Consider the following 18,347-nt stretch of genomic DNA (forward strand, 5'->3'; position numbering starts at 1 on the left):
TTTCAGTTCTTTTTCACGTCCGCCGCTTTCTGATCAGGACCTTGTGTAGTTCCTCCACCACGAGAAGGCTCATCGCGAAGGCCAGCAACTGTAACCATTCCTGCACTGAAATCGGCTGAATCTGCAGCACATCGGACAGCCCCGGGGTATACATGGCGCCAATGTGGGCCAGTTGCGCCAGGGGAACCGCTAGGATCAGGAACGGGTTGCGAAGCAGAGGGATACGGAAAAGCGAGCGGAATTCCGATCGACTTTGCATCGCGTGAATGTTGCCGAACAGCACCATCAGCATCAGCGTCAGGTTTCGGGCTGCCTCGATGCTTTGGCCCTGATCGAGCGTCCACTGAAAATAGAGGAATGCCACCAGGCCCATCCAGGAGCCCACCACAAGCACATGCTCAATGATGTGTTTGTCGAACACCGGCTCGTGAGGCGAGCGCGGCTTGACGGACAGTTCGCCGCCTTCTTTCGGTTCAAAGGCCAGGGCCACGTCCTGGAAGCCGTTGGCTACCAGGTTAAGCCAGAGCAACTGTACCGCGATCATGGGCATTGGCAGGCCACCCAGGACACACAGGAAAAAGAGCAGGATAGCCGAGAAACCGGTAGCCACGAGCAGCCCGATCACCTTACGGATGTTGTTGTAGACGACCCGACCCTGCTCGATGCCGGCGACGATGGACGAAAAGTTGTCATCGGTCACTATCAGGTCTGCGGTCTCCTTGGCCACGTCCGTACCGCGTTTACCCATGGCGATTCCCGCATGGGCCTGCCGCATCGCGGGTGCATCATTGACGCCGTCCCCGGTTACGGCAACAAAATGACCGTCCCGCATGAAGCTGTCTACAATCTGCGCTTTCCTGGCGGGTTCTATGCGGGCGAATACCCGTGCCTGACGGGTGAGCTCGTCGACGGCCACCTGGCCCCTTGCGCTGGCTTCCTCCAGCATGGGGCCCGTAACGACCGTTGCGTTGGCATCACACAGACCCAGTTCCAGCGCGATCGATTTTGCGGTGGCAGGGTGGTCGCCCGTGACCATGGCCACCTCAATCCCGCCGGAGCGGCATTTCTCGATGGCATCAAAGGCCTCTTGGCGGAGTGGGTCGATCATGGCGACCATACCGAGGAAGTCCATATCCGCCATCTCATGGTCACCGATGGAAGAGGTTCTCTTTGCCAACGCGATAATTCGATAGCCCCGGGACGCGAGTTCGGTGAACTGACGTTCGAGGGTGGGTTTGTCGATGGCGACTGAGCCGTAAGAGGTTGCCATCTGGTGGCACATGGCCAGCATCTTTTCAGGGCTACCTTTGGCATAGATGATGGTTTGATCGCCAATCCGGTTGACCACGCCGCTGTAGGCCTTTTCTGATTCATAAGGGATCAGTGCCACCTGTTCCTGGCGGGTTCGCAGGTCACTGATGGACATGCCCAGCTTCTTGGCCATGACCAGGAAGGCGATGTCCACGATATCCCCCTGGGAAACCCATTCGCCGCCGCTGTAGTCGAGATAGCTTTCATTGGCTAGGACGCCCGCGATACAGAGCTCTCTGAGTGTCTCCTGGCCGGTTGTATCCACCCCTGTTCCGGTATCGTTCAAGACCTTTCCGCCCGGGGTGACTCCCTCACCTGTAACGTCGAACTGCCGTCCATCCGGCAACATCACCTTGCGAATGGTGAGCTCGTTGACGGTCAGGGTGCCGGTCTTGTCGGAACAGATGAGGGTGCAGGACCCCAGGGCTTCTACCGCTACAAGCTTGCGAATGATGACATTGAGTTTGGCCATCCGGCTCATGCCGATGGCCAGGGCAACGGTGAGCGCGGCCGGCAGACCTTCGGGAATCACCGAGACCGCCAGGCCAATGGTCATCAGTATCATGTCTTCGGTGGAATAACCGCCATCCAGGATCATCAGGCCCGCCAGGGCGGCAATGGCAGCCAGAATGCCGAAGGCAAGCTGGTAAGTGAACTTGCGGATCCGGATCATCAGAGGCGGTTCGGCAGACGCTTTGCCGGTGACGCCCTGGGCAATCTTGCCAAGCTGGGTATCAGAGGCGGTGGCGATCACTCGGCCGCGTCCGCGCCCATGGGTGATGATGCTGCCCGCAAAGCACTGGCTAACGCGTTCAGTAAGCGGTGTGCTGTCGTCGCTGACCGTACCGGCATTCTTGGCAACTGCCAGAGACTCCCCCGTGAGCATGGACTCATCCACCGCCAGGCTGCTGGCGCTGAGCAACTGAATATCAGCCGGCACCTTGTCGCCTGAGGACAGTAAAACACTATCGCCCGGAACGATCTCCTCGACTTCAACGGTCAGAATCTGGCCATCCCGAAGTACATGGGCTGTCCCTTTCATCATTTGCTTCAGCGCGGCGGCCGCCTTCTGGGCCGAGAACTCCTGGACCGTGCCGATAATGGCATTGATCAGCAGGACGATCAGGATAAAAACCCCGCTGGGGGTCTGGCCGAGTGCAAATGACACCCCGGAGGCGACGAGCAGGATGTAAATGAAAGGGCTGAGAAATTGCCGGGCGAAAAGTCGGAGCACACCTGGCATTGGCGGCGCGGGAAGCCGGTTATAGCCAAATTTCTCCAGCCGGGCACTGGCTTCCTGTTGGGATAGCCCGTTGTCAGAGTTATCTGGGGCGGTCGTTGCTTCCGCGAGGGCGTCTTTCATAGTTGAGGGTTCGGGCCAGGCAGTTTCGTGCCCGTCGCGGGCAGAATCGGCATAAATCTGCGATTATTGCCTGAAGCTTAGTTTGCCCCTGCCAACGGGGCCACCGAAAAATGGACGACCCATGCTCTGGATTATCGTTGTCATAATAGGGTTGCTGGTTGCTGCAACCATGTTGTTGTTCCGGTTTGAAGACCTGTCTCACCTGGACCGGGAGGATTACCCAGTTAAGGATGCAACGCCCAGCGAAGCGAACCGGGAAGTGCTGGGGCGCATCCGCGAGCTGGGACAAGCGTCCCGCGGGCTGCGCGGCAAAGCCCGGCTGAGGGCCCTGCGGGAGCATATGGATGGGCTCAGTGATGGAGTGGATCTGGCCAGTACCATCCGTCCGTGCGACTCGCCCCGGGGCGAGTGGGTGATTGCTCCGGGCTGCGATAGCCGCCGCAGGATACTTTATATTCATGGCGGCGCCTGGGCGGCTGGAAGCCCCCGAAGCCATCGAACGATTACTGATCGCCTCGCACAAATAGCTGGTGCGGCTGTGTTCGCCGTCGACTACCGGCTGATGCCCGAGAACCGCTTTATGGACGGCGTGCGGGACTGCAGGCAAGCCTATCGTTGGATTCTGGATCACGGACCGGACGGTGCGGAACCCGCCGATTTCCTGGTGGTCGCCGGGGATTCTGCCGGCGGCAGCCACACGTTAAGCCTGATCGCCTGGGTTCGGGATAAGGGATTGCGCCAGGCAGACGCCGCCATTGCGTTCTCACCCTCGACTGATCTGTCTCTGACAGCACCCAGTAATCGAAACAACATCAGTACCGACCCTCTGCTGGGGCCAGCTTTCGGTGGTCTTTCAAAAATCCCGCTGCCGGTCATCTGGTGGGCCACCACGGCCGCTTTCCGGGTGTCCCCAACCAATCCGGTTGCATCACCGCTCAGGGGCATTTTGCAGGATCTGCCGCCCACTCTGATCCAGGTCAGTGATAGCGAGATGCTGCTGGACAACGCCCGGCGCTATGCGGCAAAAGCCGAAGCTGCGGGATCCTCGGTGACCTTGCATACCTGGTCGGGCATGGTGCACGTGTGGCAGATATTCGTGCCGCTGCTGCCGGAAGCGGAAGAGGCCTTCGACGAGGTCCAGACCTTTTTGAATCAATATTCGGCTGGCGTTTAGTCTATCTCGGAGGGCTGTGGCAGAGAATCCTGAACAATACACGGTTGCCTGGCTCGGGGTGTTTGGCAAACTCAGTCTGGCGGGTTCACGACCCAGACCTCCCCGTGTTGCATGACGCGAAATTCCGATTCGCGAATGCCGTGCGTTTCGAGTGCCATCCGCAGTCGCCGCGGTGGCTCGTCCATGGGTTCATCCGTTAGCACGAATGTGCCCCAGTGCATTGCGACGGACTGCCGGGCGCCGATATCCTGGTGAATTTTTACTGCCTCTTCTGGAGCCACGTGCACCGGAGCCATGAACCATCGTGGGTCGTAGGCGCCGATGGGTAGCAGTGCCAGATCGATCGGGGCAAACAGTTCACCAATGTCCCGAAACACTTTTCCATAGCCGGTATCACCGCCGAAATAGAGCCGGAAGCCGTCCATGTCGACGAGCCAGCTGCACCAGAGTGAGGTGTTGGTGTCGGTGGCGGTTCGCCCGCTGAAGTGCTGGGTTGGCAGGCAGAATACTTCGTTGTTTTCGGTCAGCTCAGCCGATTGCCACCAACCCAGTTCCACCAGATTATGTATGCCGCGCTTTTCGAACCATCGCCTCAGCCCCATGGGAACGCAGAAGCAAAGCTTTTCCCCAAAACGTCGATGCAACTGGCGCACGGTTGCGTCGTCTAGATGGTCGTAGTGATTGTGGGAGATCAATACCAGATGGATCGGCGGCATGTCTGCCACCGTCAATGCAGGGGGCGTGCATCGTTTTGGCCCGACCAATTTAAAGGGGCTGGCACGGTCTGATAACACCGGGTCGGTCAGAATGTTCAGGCCCTGATACTGAATCAGGAACGAGGCATGCCCCAGCCAGGTGAGTTGAGGTTGCGTCGGCGGGTTCCAAAGCTGATGAGCGTCGGGACGCAACAGCGTATAGCGTTTACCTTTCGGAAACCGGCGGCCCGGCGCCAGCTGCCAGCGCAGGAAATCCCCGAGGCCATGGCGGTCCACGGGCTCCAGATTTCGATACTTGCCGCCGCGAAAATGAGGTTCAGCGGCAAGGATTGTAAGGCGTTCACGGTCGATGGTCATGAATCGCGCTCAGCTCTGGCTAATAGGTCATTGTCCACGAAATGCCCCTGGGTGTGTTTGTAATGCTAAACAGATTAAGCTTTATCTTATAAGCTCATCGCTGAGTTACGAATGCAAGGAGTTAACTCTTATGGAGAAGCCTGTCTCGAAAAAGGTTCTATTGATGTTTCTCTCGCTTCTGGTGGCGCCGATCATGGTGTACGCCGATCCAGTCTGGATTGATGTCCGGACGGAGGCCGAGCATCGACAGGACAGTATTGATGGTGACCTGCTTATTCCGCACAACCAAATCGTTGAGCAGGTGTCCCGTCAGTTTCCGGACAAAGACACCGATATTCATCTTTATTGCCTAAGTGGGGGCAGGGCAGAGAAGGCTCGATCTGCTCTTGAGGATGCTGGGTATACCAGGGTGAAAAATACTGGAGGCATTGAAGATGCTCGAGCGGCCCGTGATCTTTGAGCTATTCGTGCTGAACGGACACTAACCAGACTTTAAGCATTCATTATGACGGTTGCTGCTGACAAAGAATCCAAAGGTCTTCCGAAGGGGCAGGTCATAGGGCTATTACTTGGCCCGCTGTTGCTGCTGATCACTCTGGTTTTCCCACCACCGGAAAGTATGTTGCCACAGGCCTGGGCGGCACTGGGGTTGATGTTGCTGATGGCTACCTGGTGGTCGACCGAGGCGATCCCGATTCCAGCGACAGCGCTGGTGCCCATTTTTTTGATACCCGCGCTTGGGCTGGGCGACATCAAAGAAGCGACAACACCGTATGCCAACCCGATTATCTTCCTGTTCCTGGGCGGGTTTACGCTGGGCCTGGCAATGCAGCGCTGGAATCTGCATCGGCGAATCGCTTTGTTGATCCTCAGGGGTGTGGGTGACAAACCACGCCGTCAGATTGCCGGTTTTATGGTAGCGACGGCTTTTTTGAGTATGTGGGTCAGTAATACCGCCACGGCCATCATGATGTTGCCCATCGGTGTCTCTGTCATTGCCATGATGGATTCCGCCAACGAGGATGGGGTGCGACGTTACGCCACGGCGCTGCTTCTGGCGATTGCTTATTCTGCCAGTGTTGGAGGCATTGGTACCTTGATTGGTACCCCGCCCAATGCGCTTCTGGCAGCCTATTTGATGGAAAACCAGAACATTTCCATCGGGTTCGCCCAATGGATGCTGCTGGGTGTTCCGGTGTCGCTGATGATGCTCTTGTTGATCTGGTGGTGGCTTACCCGAAGGGATTTCGGGTTGGGGGAGCAGGCTGGCGGCGCGGATACGCTCCGGAATGAACTGGCAGCGCTTGGTCGCCTGAAAAAGGGTGAAAAGCTGGTGGCGCTGGTATTCGTGGTTACGGCGTCCGCCTGGATATTCAGGCCATTACTGGCTGATGGGTTGATGCCCTGGCTAACGGATACCGGCATTGCCATTGCCGCGGCGATTGCTATGTTCCTGATACCGGTTGATATCAAACAGCGCGTATTTGTGCTGGACTGGGAGACAGCCAAAGGGATTCCCTGGGGAGTGCTCCTGTTGTTTGGCGGTGGGCTGGCCATGGCAGGAGTGATCAGTAGTTCCGGTCTGGCCGAATGGATTGCCCAGTCTCTGTCAGTGGCAGGCCAGATGCCGATGCTGGTGATCGTTGCGCTGGTGGTGACTGTGATTGTATTTCTAACGGAGGTGACCAGTAACACGGCTACAGCGGCGGCGTTTCTGCCATTGCTGGGCGCCCTGGCTGTGTCTCAGGATATGTCGGTGTTGTTGTTGACGGTGCCGGCTGCTATCGCCGCCAGTTGCGCCTTCATGATGCCGGTGGCGACACCGCCGAATGCCATCGTGTTTGCCAGCGGGCACATGAGAATCGCCGATATGATCAACGCCGGCTTCGCGCTGAACGTGATGGCAATCATCGTGGTGACCCTGATCAGTTATAGTTTACTGGGACTTGTCTTCACCCTTGGTTGAAATGGATGTCTGGACTGATGAAACCGTTCCTGTTGGTCATTGTTTATCTTGTCGCCGTTGTAACGCCGTTAATTCTGTCCGCGCTGGTTGGTGGGCCGCCACGGCAGTTTCATCAGGAATTGGCATCGGGCCTGGGTATTCTGGCCTTCTCCATGGTGCTAATGGAGTTCGTGCTTTCAGGCCGTTTCAGAGCGATTTCCAATGGCGTCGGGCTGGATGTGACCATGAGATTTCATCAGGTTATGGCTCGCACCGCGCTGGTCTTTGCGCTGTTGCATCCGCTGTTGTACCAGGGCACGCCGACCGCCGGGCCGCGCCCCTGGGATCCCACGCGCCAATTGACCCTCACGACCGACTTCTCGGCACTTTCGACCGGCATCATCGCCTATCTGCTGCTTGCAGGGCTCGTGGTGATGGCCATCGGCCGCACCCAGCTTAACTACAAATACGAGACATGGCGTTTGATACACGGAGTGGGCGCGCTCCTGATTGCCGTTCTGCTGCTCCATCACACCGTATATGCAGGGCGCTACGGCTCGCATCCTGTGATGACCTGGGTGTGGCTGGCCTTGACTGCGTTGGCGGTGGGCTCACTGCTGACGGTGTATCTGCTGGTTCCGCTCTACCAGAGGACTCGTCCCTGGAGCGTGACATCGATTATTCACTTGACCCCCAAACAATGGGAAGTGACCGTGACGCCGGAAGGTCACAGGGGCCTTGATTACAAGGCCGGGCAATTCGTTTGGCTGAACGTTGGGCACAGCCCGTTTTCGATGCGGGAAAATCCGTTCTCGATTTGTTCAGCGCCGGCTGGCGGGCCTGACGTCTCTTTTATGATCAAGGAACTTGGCGACTTTACCAGCAGTCTCAACCAGATTAAGAACGGAACCCGGGCCTATCTGGACGGGCCGTATGGCAATTTATCCGTTGATGGTCGTGACGAACCGGGGGTCGCGTTGATTGCCGGTGGCGTTGGTCTTGCGCCGTTGCTGGGTATTCTCAGGCAAATGCACATGACCGGAGATTCGCGCAAGGTGAAACTCATCTATGGTAACCGTGTGGTGGATCAGATCGCCTATCGGGAAGAATTGGAACAAACGCTGGGTGAGGAGAACCTGACCTACGTCTTGTCAGAGCCTCCGAAGGAGTGGCATGGAGAAACAGGCCTGATCGATGCGCCGCTGATCGACCGAACGTTTTCCGAGCAAGAGTTTCGTGACTGGGTCTTCGTGATGTGCGGGCCGGGTGTCATGATGGATGCGGTTGAAGATCACCTGATCAAGAGGGGCACACCCGGCCATCAAATCCTGTCGGAGCGTTTCAGCTATGACTAATGCATTCGCTCGTTCGAGCCAACGCCGTCGATTGTCCTTGATTGTCTGGGGGCTGAACATCAGCCTGTGCCTGATTCTTCTTGCGTTTGTGCTGCGTTAGACCCGCTCAGGGAAACTCCACCCAGGAAATACCATGGCCCGTATCGATCCCACTCGGCACTTCCTCGACAATCTGAAGCGGTTTGTGTCAGTAGGTCAACCACTGCTCTTTCTACTTTTAACGCTGTTGGCAAATGCGAGTCTCGCAGAGATCTACAAATGGGTGGATGAAGACGGAAAGGTCCATTTCAGCGATCGCAAAGACAACCGCATTGAGCAGGAATTGGTGGACGTGAAAACCACCTCGTCTGACTGGTCTCGCTTTGATATCAAGGTTGAGGCGGTGGATGTCGAACTGACTGAGCAGGAACACCAATACATCAAAGATGGCGTGAATCACGTCTATGAGTTTTTCGACAGCGTGATGTTCTTTGACATGTATAAGACCGTGCCGGTCAACATAATGATTTTGAAAGATCGGTCAGCCTACCAATATTATCTGCTCAGCAAGGACAGGGGCCAATCAGTGGCGTCTTACGGCATGTATATCCCCTCCGAGCATCAGATTGTTGTTTACATCCAGAAAGACCGAAGCCGCACCTTCAAAACCATCAAGCACGAAGTCAGTCATGCGGTTGTCGACACCATTGTTCCGTATGCGCCCGCCTGGCTGCATGAGGGGCTGGCGGAACAGATGGAAATGCTGGAGCGTGACCAAACCGGTTTGTATTTTGAGCGCCACCTCGACAATCAGCGGGTTGTTGCTTATGCCCGTGATAAAGGACTGCTAAAGGACATTGATCAGTTCCTGAAGCTGCCGAGTAACGAATGGCAGCATTCCCGCATGTCCGGGCAGGGGCCTTTGCAGGCCCAGGCTGGCCAGTTTCTGTCTTTTCTTCTGTCCAGACCCACCAGCCGTAATTTCGTCCTACGGCTGATGCACAACTTTAATCGGGGCGACCGCACCCTCTCTTATTATCTGGTGGATGATAATTACATTGGAGGGGTTGATGTGCTGGAGCTGGACTGGCGCAACTGGCTTCAGAAGCAGGGTGAGCCGATTATCAGGCTCTAGCCTGCCTATGGTTTTGCCCTGAAGACCAGAAGCTGGTTGTTGGCCGGCATGGCGTAATTATTAGTGAGCTTCATACCCACCGATTGCGCCAATGTGCTCAGGTCGTCCAGATCCCGGATGCCCATGTGAGAGGCCTGGGCTCTCAGGTGCCGGTCAAATTGGCGGTTGCTGTCGCTTGAATATTCGCCCTGATTGTTGAAAGGGCCGTACAGGCAAAAGGCACCGTTTTCTGGCAGCCGTTTTCCGATCTGTTGAAACATCTGCTCCACTTCCCGCCACGCCATGATGTGGGCCGTGTTCGCCGAAAACGCCCAGGTGAAATTTTCCACTGGCCAGTTCGGGGTGCTCACGTCCAGTTCAATCACGGGAAGCATGTTCGGCAATGCCGCCTGCTTCAGCCGGGGAAGGCAGGTATCCGCGGCATCGGGGTGGTCCGTTGGCTGCCACTGCAGATGGGGCATGGCCTGCGCGAAATGCACGGCGTGCTGGCCGGTCAGTGTCCCGATTTCCAGAACCTTGCCTGACTGATCAAAAATTTCCCGAAGCTTTTCGAGTATGGGTGCTTTGTTGTTTTCGCAGGCTTGGGAATAGGGAAGGTCGGCGGTCATTGGGTTGTGGTCTCCGAGCGGTCTTGTGGTGACTGATCTGTTGGCCCGGTGGCTGGATCAAAAAATGTTAAAACCGGGGAAAAAGTGACGGCCATTGTATTAAGAGCGCGACAAGAAGGGTAATGTGCTGCCCTCCAGGAAGTCACACAAACAACGAGGATGATATGAACAAGATAATTTTGCCAGCTGTTGCTATGGCATTGGCCACAACACCTGTCCAGGCGCAGGATGCCAGCGGTAGCTCCAGTCAAAGCAACTTCACCTACAGTTCGCTGGGTATTCAGTTAGGCAAAGTGACTCCCGAGCAGGAGCTCGTTTTTCTCGGGGAAGTTTACGAAGAGTTTGGTGCAGCGGCCATAACGGGCACCGTTCAGCTGGCGAATAATTTCGCGATTGGAGGTAGTTCAGCCGCATATGCCAACTCGGGCAACCGCACAGAGATCACAAATTCCTCGTTAAGTCTGAATCTGTTCTTTCCCATACCCATTGCTGACCGGGTGGATCTCGTGCCAAGGGTAGGTTTCGTCAGGGTTGAAACAGAGTTCTGTGCGGATGGCATATGCGCGTCGGAGGACGACAGCGTCGTAGCTTATGGTCTGGCATCGCGGATCTGGGTTGCGCCGGACAAGCTGGAAGTCAACGTTGGGTTTTCGGACGTGAATGAAGAAGATTCCGAATCCACCATTGCTCTTGGTGGCGCGATTTGGGCTACCGAGAATCACCGGTTTGCTCTGGACTACGAGACCAGTGACAGCGTTGATGCGGTATTTGTGGGGTACAGCTACAACTGGTGATTGTGTTTTGACAAGGGCCGCCGAATGGCGGCCTTGAGTTTCTTTCAAAAGCCGTCACTCGGCCATTGAAATTTGAGCTGAATCAATCTTCAGTTCGGAGAGCTTTTTCAGAAGTCCTTCTATATTAGCTTTCCCCGAGCCTTCATTGGCCAGTCTCAGGCGTGTTATTCCAGCAAAAGCATCGCTAACAGTCGCTGTGTAAGGTGCGGCAATCGTTTCATTAAGTACAACATCACCATCGTTCTGGCTATCGGTGAGTATGTATTTGACATGCGTGGTAACTTCAAAGTCTAGCCCGAACAGTGGTTGATCCACTTTTAGCATGATGGCTTCAAGCTGGTAGCGCCCCGTTCCAGAAAGCAACCCTTGCTTGAGAAGACTCTCTTTCAGCGCACCGGTAAAGGCGTCGTTGTCGATTTCTGATGTCCATGCCGGGTTAGTTTCTTCACCGCCAGTGACGTTTGATACGCCCATATTGTTCTCCAAGCCTGGGGCGAATTCCATCGCCTGATTGTCGTAAACCATGTTCTCCATTTTTGCACCGGAGGCGCAACCAGAGAGGTAAACGAGCGCGGCCAAGACAACCGTAATCCTTACATTTTGCACAGTAGCTTCCTTAAAAACGTTTGTATATTTAGTGTGTTGCCTTCATCTTCCATCATTTCTGCAACCGAGCAATCATAGACTAACCGCAGTTACGGCGCGAGGTATATGCTATAGGAGAGCAAAGTGACAGCGTGGATGCGGTGTTGGTGGGGTACAGCTACAACTGGTTATTCAGTTGTGCCAAGGGCCGCCAACGGGCGGCCCTGAGATTGTGAAAGTGCCTTCCTTTGAAGGATTAGCTGAGCTGGGGCTTAAAATTCGCGCCTCCCGCAGTGCGCTTCATCCACGCCATGTCGAGGGGAACCAGGATGTTCAGAGCAAACAGTGCCCAGCCGAGCGCCTGCAGGCTTTCTGCAAACCACAGCATCAAACCAAGCGACGCAAGACTCCACATCACGTCTACGGCAATCATCAGGTTGAAGAACTTCCGCATCAAGGGTTCGTTCATGGCCATGACAGTCATATCGACGCACCAGAGCAGCATCACAATACCCACGACCATGTAGAATGTTGCGCTTGGGCCTCCGGCCAACTGGGCGATGGGATCGGCGGCGATCACCAGTGCTAATGCCAGGGGAGTGGACAGGAAAACGTCACTCAGGACGATTTGTTTTACGCTGAATTGACGAACGAAATTTTTCATAGAATCACCTCAATCGGGTTTCGCAATGTGGTTGACTACGCTACAAAGCTTCTACCCGGGCGGTGATAGACTCAATTACCTGTAAGGTAATGGTGAGACCTACCCTCAAGGACGATAATCGTCGGATACTTGAAAAGTCACAGGAAATTCAATGAGCGCCTTCGGTACGCTTTTTCGGGAAATGCGGCAGGGCAAACGCCTGAGCCAGATGGATTTCGCCCTCGAATGCGAAGTATCAGCCAAACACATCAGCTTTCTGGAAACCGGACGTAGCAAACCCAGTAAAGGCATGGTTTTGCATCTGGCGCAGATGCTGAAAACGGATCTGGCGGCGACCAACCGACTGTTGTCTGCAGCGGGTTACAGCCAGGTTTTCAGTGACCAGGATTTGACCGCACCCGGCATGGCCATGATCAAGGAGGCAATAGAGCACCTATTGGAGTCGCACTTGCCATACCCGGCTGTGGTGTTTGACCACGAATACTATTTGGTGATGGCCAACGAGGCGATGCAGGAGATGATGGCGAGAATGGTGCAGCTGGGTGCCGAGTTTCCGGCCCGGCCAAATTTTTTACTGTCGCTGCTGAATGAGAGGGGGATGAAGCCCTTTGTAGGCGATTGGGAAAACATTGCCTGTCACATGCTGCAGCGGGTCTACCACGAGCATCTCGCTGGACCGTTCAGGGATCAACCCAACCGATTGCTGGACCAGGCGCTGACCATCCCGGGCGTGCCGCAAAAATGGAAAAGCCACGTTGTGGAGCATCTGGACTATCCGGCCATTCCCTTCACGCTAAACCTGGGGGATAAACAGCTTCGAATCTTCTCCACCATCGCAACCATTGGCACACCACTGGACGTCACCGCGCAGAATCTGCGGATTGAACACTTCTTTCCGATGGATGAGGTCAGCAAGGCATATTGGAAACCTCAAGCCGTTAGCTGAAGCCAATGTCTAATCTGGCTTACTGTTGAGAAGCAGTTCCTGCAACATGCTGTAGCTGAGCCCCCAGATACAGTAACCCTGGTATCGGCAACAGGGCAGGTTCAGAGTGCCCAGCGGCGTACGGAACGGCAGTGTGCTCTGGTTTTCAGGTGAGGCAAGGTAGTCGCCTGAAATCCATACCGTTTGTTCCACTTCATGATTCAGCGTTTCGGGCTGGCTACCGTTCCACTCGTAGACATAGGGTGTAACCACCATGGGTCGCCAGCGGCTGTGATGTCTGGTAATGAGATCGGATAGCCGGGTTTTGAATACGCCATCGCGAGCCAGATTGATGCCGGTCTCTTCGAGCGTTTCCCGCTCGGCGGCGGCTCTTGGGTTAGCATCGTTAGATTGAATTCGCCCGCCAGGGAAGGCCATGTCCCCGGACCACGGGTCACCTTCGCGGCGAGCGCGCTGGATGAACAGAATCTCGATGTCACCGCTATCAGACTGTCGATATATAAGAGCGACAGAGGCGCGGGTCAGGCGGCGTCGAAAAGGTATCTTACGGGGGCGGAATTTAATCATCGAGAATGCTCAGGCGACGCGTTCTCCCAACATGGAGGTGTACGCATCAATGCCCAGGAAGGGCGTGTGTTTTATTTCTCGCATCTTCAATCCAGCCTCTTCCATGTACCGCTGATAGTCGTAGACCGGGTGTATCTCCGCCCCCGTGGTGGCCCAGAAGATCAGAATGGCGGTGTACCAGTAGGCTTGTTTGAAGAGCTTGGCCAGAGGATTTCCCTGGGGATAGGCGAAATCGCTGATGACCACATGGCCGTTTACCCGCGTCAGCTTGATCAGGTGTTCCAGCAGAGTTGGCACCATGTTGCGTGGAAACAGGTTGAAGAAGAAATTGCCGGTAACCATGTCGTATTCGCCGAACTCTTCGACTTTGAAAATGTCGGCGTGGATGATGCGAATGTCCAGGTCTTTGCCGGTTCGTTCAACGGCCTCACGGAATTTTTTAAGCATTGCTTCGGACAGGTCCACGACGGTCACCCTGGCACCCTGTTCCGCTGCGTAGATGGCTTCCTTACCATGCCCGACGCCAGCAAACAGCACCTTGTCACCCGGTTTCAGCCAGGGCTTTTTCAGCATGCTGCATTTACATTTGTAGATGGAGTTACCTGCAAAGACCCAGCTTAACGCATCGTAAACCGGACCCATTAACCAATACTTGTCCTTACTCATCCTGCTGCCATTCCTTATCTGATGCGTTTTGAAGGGCAGAACGATAGCACTGTTTTGTTGCTTGGCTCGTTGCGTGGTCGCTCAAAAAAACAAAACGTCTGTAAATTTTTTGTCGCAGGTCACAGCTCTATAAACCTGGGTACCAGCATTAACCCAATGCCGACTGCCAGCATTTCCCAGACGCTGCTCGCCAGGTAGGGGTATAAGAGCATCGCTATACCGCAGTAGCGGGCAACGATGTTCTGTTTTCTTCGCCCGTACATAAAATAGCCGAATCCAATGCTGCCAAAAATCAGCGCCAGGAATAGTTCAGCGGTTTCCATGCCGTTCGGTCCTGCGGTCAGTGTGGTTAATTCTGTATGTCAGAATAGTCGGAATCTGAGGAACGACACTGTGAAGAGGGTGCAGGTTTTGGAAAGTGCAGACTACTAAACGAAAAAAGGCAGCCCGAAGGCTGCCTTTTCTATCAAACGTTTTGGCTGTTATTTACAGGCCAATAACGTTCTCTGCCTGAGGGCCTTTCTGGCCTTCAGTTACGGTGAACTCAACTTGCTGGCCTTCGGCCAGTGTCTTGAATCCGCCGCCTTGAATAGCGCTGTAGTGAACGAATACGTCCGCACCGCCTTCACGAGTGATAAAACCAAAACCTTTTGCTTCGTTGAAGAACTTAACGTTGCCGGTAACTGTAGACATAATAAATATCCTGATATTAATCAATTAGATGCTGCCGGAAGATCTTTGTGATCTTGGGTCAGCGGTGTGCGGGAAAAAACGTGCAGGATCAAAAACAGGACAACAGGTTTTACAACGCTAAAGGTCTTATTCGTGAAATGCTTTGCTAAATCTTTCCAACGCGAAGAACAGTACGCTACTTAAGAGCCCCTGCATAGGAAAGATTCAACTATTTTCAAAAATAGGCGGCTCAGGCCTCTCTGAGCAATACGGCCGGATTAAGCCTCAATGCGTTCAGTGTGGGTAAAAGGCCGCCAAGCAAGGCCAGGGAGCTGACGATTCCGGCGACCAGCGCGCCAATCCACCAGAGATCCGCAGCGGGTAGCTTCAATGCCATTTCCGCTACGGGCAGGGCGATCAGCGCTCCGAGTGCTGTCGCAAATACGGTTGCCAGAAGGGTAAGCAGCCCGGTTTCCAGCAACATGGATTGCCGTATCGCCTGATGTCTGGCACCCAGGCAATGAAGCAGGTTCGCTTCATAAAGCTGCCGTCGACGGCTGACACTCACCACGCTGGATAACACCAGCAGGCTGGCCATCAGGCTGACAGACGCTACCGCAGCCAGGCCTGCAGCAGCCTTGTTCAGCAGGCTGCCAGCGGTTTCCAGCCAGTCGGCGGTACGCAAGGTGATGACATTGGGCGTGTTCTGAGCGATCCACTGCTGTGATTGTTTGGCGGAGGTATCTGTTTGATAAACGGCGCCAACGTAACGACCAATCAGCTCATCCAGCGAGCCGTCCTGAAGGATGCCTTCGAACCAGAACCGTGTCTGAAGCCCTTTCTGGCGGTAAATGGCTTTGATTTCCGCGGTGATCGGCTGGTCTTGCGCGGTGAACTGAACCTGGTCGCCGACGGTGAGCCCCAACTCGTTCGCTTCGCGGTCTTCCATCGCCATAAAGACGGGTTGGCCATCGTCAGCTGGCTGGTTCCACCAATTGCCCTGGACCAGTTCCAGTCCTTCCGGGTTGCCGGACAGATAGCTGAGTTTGTATTCGTCGCCCATGGCTTCGCGTCGGGCTTTGGCGTCATTGGCCAATACTTCGGCAATGCGAGTGCCATTGATCCTTGCCAGCCGGGCGCGGACGAGGGGCAGAAGTTCTGTTTTGCTGGCGCTGTCCAGGTCTTTCAGGCCGGATTCCACCTGTTTCCTCTGGTCTGGGAAAACGTCGTAAAGAATCAGTGCCGGTGATTCGGCCGGTATGGTGGTTTCCAGCGCCCGCAGCAGGGTGGTAACGATCAGTGTGCAGGCAACGACCAGGGTGAGCGCGGTGCCCAGTGACAGCAGGGTTGCCCGAAGCGGGGAATCCGGTCGGTGAAGGTTCGCAAGGGCCAGTCGGCGGGCAAAGCTTCGGTCGGCAAAGCCTCCGTTTTCCAGCTTCTTGGCCCCTCGGCGAATGCCTTTAATGAGCAATTCCAGGAGTACCCAGAGAACAATGACCGCTAACAAAAACAGAAAGCCGATCACCGGTGAGGGTAGCCAGAACAAAGTGGCGCTGATGTAGACGGCCAGCAACAGATTGCTGGCAATGCGCCATTTGCGGGGTTCGTGGCTGGCGGCCTGAACCTGGCCCCGGAAAAGCCCGGCGGGCGAGGCGGCCAGGGCTTTGGCCAGGGCCGGCAGCGCGAACACATAGGCGGTCAGCACGGCAAACAGCCAGCTGAGAAACAGCGGTATTAACCACAGGGACACCCAGGCCCCTGAGCTTTCGGGGCCTGCGAGCGCAAAGGCATCACCGGCAACGTTGATGGCAATGACCGAAAGCCCCAGGCCGATTGCGCCACCCACCAGGCCAGCAATGCTGCCCATAAGGCCGATTTGCAGAAGATAGATGGCCACAAGTGGCTGGCGACGGAGCCCAAGGGTTTGAAGAGTGGCAATGGTGCCCAATTTTTCATCCAGATAGGCGTGAATGCTGTTGGCCACGCCCAGGCCACCGATGAACAGCGTGGTGAAGGCGATCAGGATGAGTGCCGTGGCGATCTGATCCAGCCTCTCGGCGATGCGCTCGCTGCGTTCTGCAAAGGTGGTGATGTCCCAGCGCGTCTCGGGGAACGCCTGCTCGAATTCTTCCAGCCAGGCTTCCAGATTCTGGTCAGTTTGTACCCGATATTCGTAATCCACCCGGCTGCCGGGGCGGATCAGTTCTGTGGCTTCGACCGCTTGCGGCGAAATCATGATCGGCAGCCCACGCCAGTTGGCATTCAACCGCCGATCTGGCTGCTTCTTAATCAGGCCACTGATACGGAAGGTGGCGGCGCCGATCTGTAGTTGATCGCCAACCGATTGCTCTAAACGCTCTGCCAGCAGTGGGTCAATCACCGCGCCCCAGAGGTTGTCCTGCCTGGCGGTCAGTTTGGCCAGGGATTCGTTGGGTGACAGTTGAAGCTTGCCGTAAAGTGGATAAGCGGAATCCGGCACCAGTATTTCGGCTCTGAAAAAGCCGTCGCCGCTTTCACTGCTGACGATCGTGTCGAACTCGCGAACCAGTGATAGGTGGCCGGTGCGCTCAATCCACGTGACCACGTCATCGGGTAGTGGCTCGTTCGCATCCAGCTCTACATCGCCGCCGAGTATGGCGCGGGTGTCTGCCAGCAGGTTCTGTTCGATTACCCGATACAGACTGGCAGTGGCGGCTACCAGGGTGACACCCAGAATCAGGCAGGCAAGGAAAACCTTGAGAGCAGAGATACGCGACCGCAGATCAGATATCGCAAATCTGAACATCCAGAATGGGCTAGTGGAGCCCTCAGTCTTCATACAGACGACCACCATCCATCCGCACGCGATGCTGGCACCTTTTGGCAACCCGCTCGTCGTGGGTCACCAGGACCAGTGTGGCGTTGATTTTTTCGTGCAGGTCGAACAACAGCGACAGTACTTTCTCGCCGGTTTCCTGATCCAGATTCCCGGTGGGTTCATCGCCCAGCAGCAGGCTGGGTTTGTGAACCAGCGCCCTAGCGATGGCAACGCGCTGTTGCTCTCCGCCTGACAGCTGTTCGGGATAATGCTGAACTCGGTGGCCAAGGCCTACGGACTCCAGCATGGACAGCGCCTGTTCCCGTGCTCTGGGCTGGCCGGCAATCTCCAGTGGCAGGCTGACGTTCCCCAAAGCCGTCAATCCCGGCAGCAGGTGAAATGACTGGAAAATAATCCCCAGGTGTTTGCTGCGCCAGTCCGCCAGGGTGTTGGCGTCCATGTCACTCAGGCTTTGATCCCCCACCAGGATGTCCCCGCCGGTCGGGCGTTGAAGGCCCGATAACAGCAATAGTAACGAGGTTTTACCGCTGCCAGATGGCCCGGTGATCGCCAATGTATCCCCGGGCGGAACTTTCAACGAAGCATTTTTAAGCACTGATACTTCACCCGAGTCAGTCGGGTAGCTCAATTGAATGTTGCTAATCTGTACGCTGGTGGACACAGGAATACCTATAAGAGAAGCTTGAGTGAGC

The 18,347-nt window shown here is 55.6% G+C and carries 18 protein-coding genes; 7 read left to right on the forward strand and 11 right to left on the reverse strand.

Annotated elements, in window-relative coordinates; genetic code table 11:
- Positions 1–13: 13 nt before the first annotated feature.
- Positions 14–2,674, reverse strand: coding sequence for a cation-translocating P-type ATPase (locus QLQ17_RS05365; RefSeq protein ID WP_283208511.1), 2,661 nt, complete (start codon positions 2,672–2,674; stop codon positions 14–16).
- A gap of 121 nt (positions 2,675–2,795) precedes the next feature.
- Here QLQ17_RS05365 and QLQ17_RS05370 point away from each other — a divergent pair, with 121 nt between their 5' ends.
- The gene (locus tag QLQ17_RS05370) at positions 2,796–3,848 is read left to right on the forward strand and encodes an alpha/beta hydrolase (RefSeq protein ID WP_283208512.1); all 1,053 of its coding nucleotides are present in this window, start codon (positions 2,796–2,798) and stop codon (positions 3,846–3,848) included.
- Positions 3,849–3,919: 71 nt separating this feature from the next.
- Here QLQ17_RS05370 and QLQ17_RS05375 read toward each other — a convergent pair whose 3' ends face one another.
- Positions 3,920–4,921: an MBL fold metallo-hydrolase gene (locus QLQ17_RS05375; RefSeq protein WP_283208513.1), complete on the reverse strand. Its 1,002-nt coding sequence runs from the start codon at positions 4,919–4,921 to the stop codon at positions 3,920–3,922.
- A gap of 130 nt (positions 4,922–5,051) precedes the next feature.
- Here QLQ17_RS05375 and QLQ17_RS05380 point away from each other — a divergent pair, with 130 nt between their 5' ends.
- The 4 genes from QLQ17_RS05380 (at position 5,052) to QLQ17_RS05395 (ending at position 9,335) form a co-directional block, all read left to right on the forward strand.
- The gene (locus QLQ17_RS05380) at positions 5,052–5,381 is read left to right on the forward strand and encodes a rhodanese-like domain-containing protein (protein ID WP_283208514.1); all 330 of its coding nucleotides are present in this window, start codon (positions 5,052–5,054) and stop codon (positions 5,379–5,381) included.
- 45 nt (positions 5,382–5,426) lie between these two features.
- Positions 5,427–6,887 (forward strand): SLC13 family permease, encoded by a 1,461-nt coding sequence (locus QLQ17_RS05385; protein ID WP_283208515.1) that lies wholly within the window; start codon positions 5,427–5,429, stop codon positions 6,885–6,887.
- Positions 6,888–6,892: 5 nt separating this feature from the next.
- The gene (locus QLQ17_RS05390) at positions 6,893–8,221 is read left to right on the forward strand and encodes a ferredoxin reductase family protein (protein WP_283208516.1); all 1,329 of its coding nucleotides are present in this window, start codon (positions 6,893–6,895) and stop codon (positions 8,219–8,221) included.
- A 133-nt stretch (positions 8,222–8,354) separates the two neighbouring features.
- Complete coding sequence (locus QLQ17_RS05395; RefSeq protein WP_283208517.1) at positions 8,355–9,335, forward strand: DUF4124 domain-containing protein; 981 nt, start codon at positions 8,355–8,357, stop codon at positions 9,333–9,335.
- A gap of 5 nt (positions 9,336–9,340) precedes the next feature.
- Here QLQ17_RS05395 and QLQ17_RS05400 read toward each other — a convergent pair whose 3' ends face one another.
- Positions 9,341–9,943 (reverse strand): DUF938 domain-containing protein, encoded by a 603-nt coding sequence (locus tag QLQ17_RS05400; protein ID WP_283208518.1) that lies wholly within the window; start codon positions 9,941–9,943, stop codon positions 9,341–9,343.
- 164 nt (positions 9,944–10,107) lie between these two features.
- Here QLQ17_RS05400 and QLQ17_RS05405 point away from each other — a divergent pair, with 164 nt between their 5' ends.
- On the forward strand, positions 10,108–10,737 hold the full coding sequence (locus QLQ17_RS05405) for a hypothetical protein (protein ID WP_283208519.1): 630 nt from the start codon (positions 10,108–10,110) through the stop codon (positions 10,735–10,737).
- A 54-nt stretch (positions 10,738–10,791) separates the two neighbouring features.
- Here the strand turns inward: QLQ17_RS05405 and QLQ17_RS05410 are convergent, their stop codons facing one another.
- Positions 10,792–11,316 (reverse strand): hypothetical protein, encoded by a 525-nt coding sequence (locus QLQ17_RS05410; RefSeq protein WP_283208520.1) that lies wholly within the window; start codon positions 11,314–11,316, stop codon positions 10,792–10,794.
- 262 nt (positions 11,317–11,578) lie between these two features.
- The gene (locus QLQ17_RS05415) at positions 11,579–11,986 is read right to left on the reverse strand and encodes a hypothetical protein (RefSeq protein WP_283208521.1); all 408 of its coding nucleotides are present in this window, start codon (positions 11,984–11,986) and stop codon (positions 11,579–11,581) included.
- A 151-nt stretch (positions 11,987–12,137) separates the two neighbouring features.
- On the opposite strand from QLQ17_RS05415, the gene QLQ17_RS05420 reads away from it, so the two are divergent.
- Positions 12,138–12,932 (forward strand): helix-turn-helix domain-containing protein, encoded by a 795-nt coding sequence (locus QLQ17_RS05420; protein WP_283208522.1) that lies wholly within the window; start codon positions 12,138–12,140, stop codon positions 12,930–12,932.
- A gap of 9 nt (positions 12,933–12,941) precedes the next feature.
- Here the strand turns inward: QLQ17_RS05420 and QLQ17_RS05425 are convergent, their stop codons facing one another.
- From QLQ17_RS05425 to QLQ17_RS05450, 6 genes are all read right to left on the reverse strand, one after another.
- The gene (locus QLQ17_RS05425) at positions 12,942–13,499 is read right to left on the reverse strand and encodes an NUDIX hydrolase (protein ID WP_283208523.1); all 558 of its coding nucleotides are present in this window, start codon (positions 13,497–13,499) and stop codon (positions 12,942–12,944) included.
- Between the two features lie 9 nt (positions 13,500–13,508).
- Entirely contained in the window at positions 13,509–14,165 is a 657-nt protein-coding gene (locus tag QLQ17_RS05430) for a class I SAM-dependent methyltransferase (protein WP_283208524.1), read from the reverse strand.
- 119 nt (positions 14,166–14,284) lie between these two features.
- Positions 14,285–14,488: a hypothetical protein gene (locus QLQ17_RS05435; RefSeq protein ID WP_283208525.1), complete on the reverse strand. Its 204-nt coding sequence runs from the start codon at positions 14,486–14,488 to the stop codon at positions 14,285–14,287.
- Between the two features lie 163 nt (positions 14,489–14,651).
- Positions 14,652–14,858 (reverse strand): cold-shock protein, encoded by a 207-nt coding sequence (locus tag QLQ17_RS05440; RefSeq protein ID WP_283208526.1) that lies wholly within the window; start codon positions 14,856–14,858, stop codon positions 14,652–14,654.
- A 229-nt stretch (positions 14,859–15,087) separates the two neighbouring features.
- Positions 15,088–17,655 (reverse strand): ABC transporter permease, encoded by a 2,568-nt coding sequence (locus QLQ17_RS05445; protein WP_283208527.1) that lies wholly within the window; start codon positions 17,653–17,655, stop codon positions 15,088–15,090.
- Positions 17,645–18,316: an ABC transporter ATP-binding protein gene (locus tag QLQ17_RS05450; RefSeq protein ID WP_283208528.1), complete on the reverse strand. Its 672-nt coding sequence runs from the start codon at positions 18,314–18,316 to the stop codon at positions 17,645–17,647. Before QLQ17_RS05450 ends, QLQ17_RS05445 begins: the two co-directional genes overlap by 11 nt.
- Between the last annotated feature and the right edge of the window lie 31 nt (positions 18,317–18,347).

It is taken from the genome of Marinobacter sp. CHS3-4, from assembly GCF_030053415.1.
GTDB lineage: Bacteria > Pseudomonadota > Gammaproteobacteria > Pseudomonadales > Oleiphilaceae > Marinobacter.

Excerpts from the sequence above, each read along its gene's own strand:
- QLQ17_RS05365 (WP_283208511.1), bottom strand. The coding sequence starts at position 2,674 with ATGAAAGACGCCCTCGCGGAAGCAACGACCGCCCCAGATAACTCTGAC.
- QLQ17_RS05370 (WP_283208512.1), top strand. The coding sequence starts at position 2,796 with ATGCTCTGGATTATCGTTGTCATAATAGGGTTGCTGGTTGCTGCAACC.
- QLQ17_RS05375 (WP_283208513.1), bottom strand. The coding sequence starts at position 4,921 with ATGACCATCGACCGTGAACGCCTTACAATCCTTGCCGCTGAACCTCAT.
- QLQ17_RS05380 (WP_283208514.1), top strand. The coding sequence starts at position 5,052 with ATGGAGAAGCCTGTCTCGAAAAAGGTTCTATTGATGTTTCTCTCGCTT.
- QLQ17_RS05385 (WP_283208515.1), top strand. The coding sequence starts at position 5,427 with ATGACGGTTGCTGCTGACAAAGAATCCAAAGGTCTTCCGAAGGGGCAG.
- QLQ17_RS05390 (WP_283208516.1), top strand. The coding sequence starts at position 6,893 with ATGTCTGGACTGATGAAACCGTTCCTGTTGGTCATTGTTTATCTTGTC.
- QLQ17_RS05395 (WP_283208517.1), top strand. The coding sequence starts at position 8,355 with ATGGCCCGTATCGATCCCACTCGGCACTTCCTCGACAATCTGAAGCGG.
- QLQ17_RS05400 (WP_283208518.1), bottom strand. The coding sequence starts at position 9,943 with ATGACCGCCGACCTTCCCTATTCCCAAGCCTGCGAAAACAACAAAGCA.
- QLQ17_RS05405 (WP_283208519.1), top strand. The coding sequence starts at position 10,108 with ATGAACAAGATAATTTTGCCAGCTGTTGCTATGGCATTGGCCACAACA.
- QLQ17_RS05415 (WP_283208521.1), bottom strand. The coding sequence starts at position 11,986 with ATGAAAAATTTCGTTCGTCAATTCAGCGTAAAACAAATCGTCCTGAGT.
- QLQ17_RS05420 (WP_283208522.1), top strand. The coding sequence starts at position 12,138 with ATGAGCGCCTTCGGTACGCTTTTTCGGGAAATGCGGCAGGGCAAACGC.
- QLQ17_RS05425 (WP_283208523.1), bottom strand. The coding sequence starts at position 13,499 with ATGATTAAATTCCGCCCCCGTAAGATACCTTTTCGACGCCGCCTGACC.
- QLQ17_RS05430 (WP_283208524.1), bottom strand. The coding sequence starts at position 14,165 with ATGAGTAAGGACAAGTATTGGTTAATGGGTCCGGTTTACGATGCGTTA.
- QLQ17_RS05435 (WP_283208525.1), bottom strand. The coding sequence starts at position 14,488 with ATGGAAACCGCTGAACTATTCCTGGCGCTGATTTTTGGCAGCATTGGA.
- QLQ17_RS05440 (WP_283208526.1), bottom strand. The coding sequence starts at position 14,858 with ATGTCTACAGTTACCGGCAACGTTAAGTTCTTCAACGAAGCAAAAGGT.
- QLQ17_RS05445 (WP_283208527.1), bottom strand. The coding sequence starts at position 17,655 with ATGAAGACTGAGGGCTCCACTAGCCCATTCTGGATGTTCAGATTTGCG.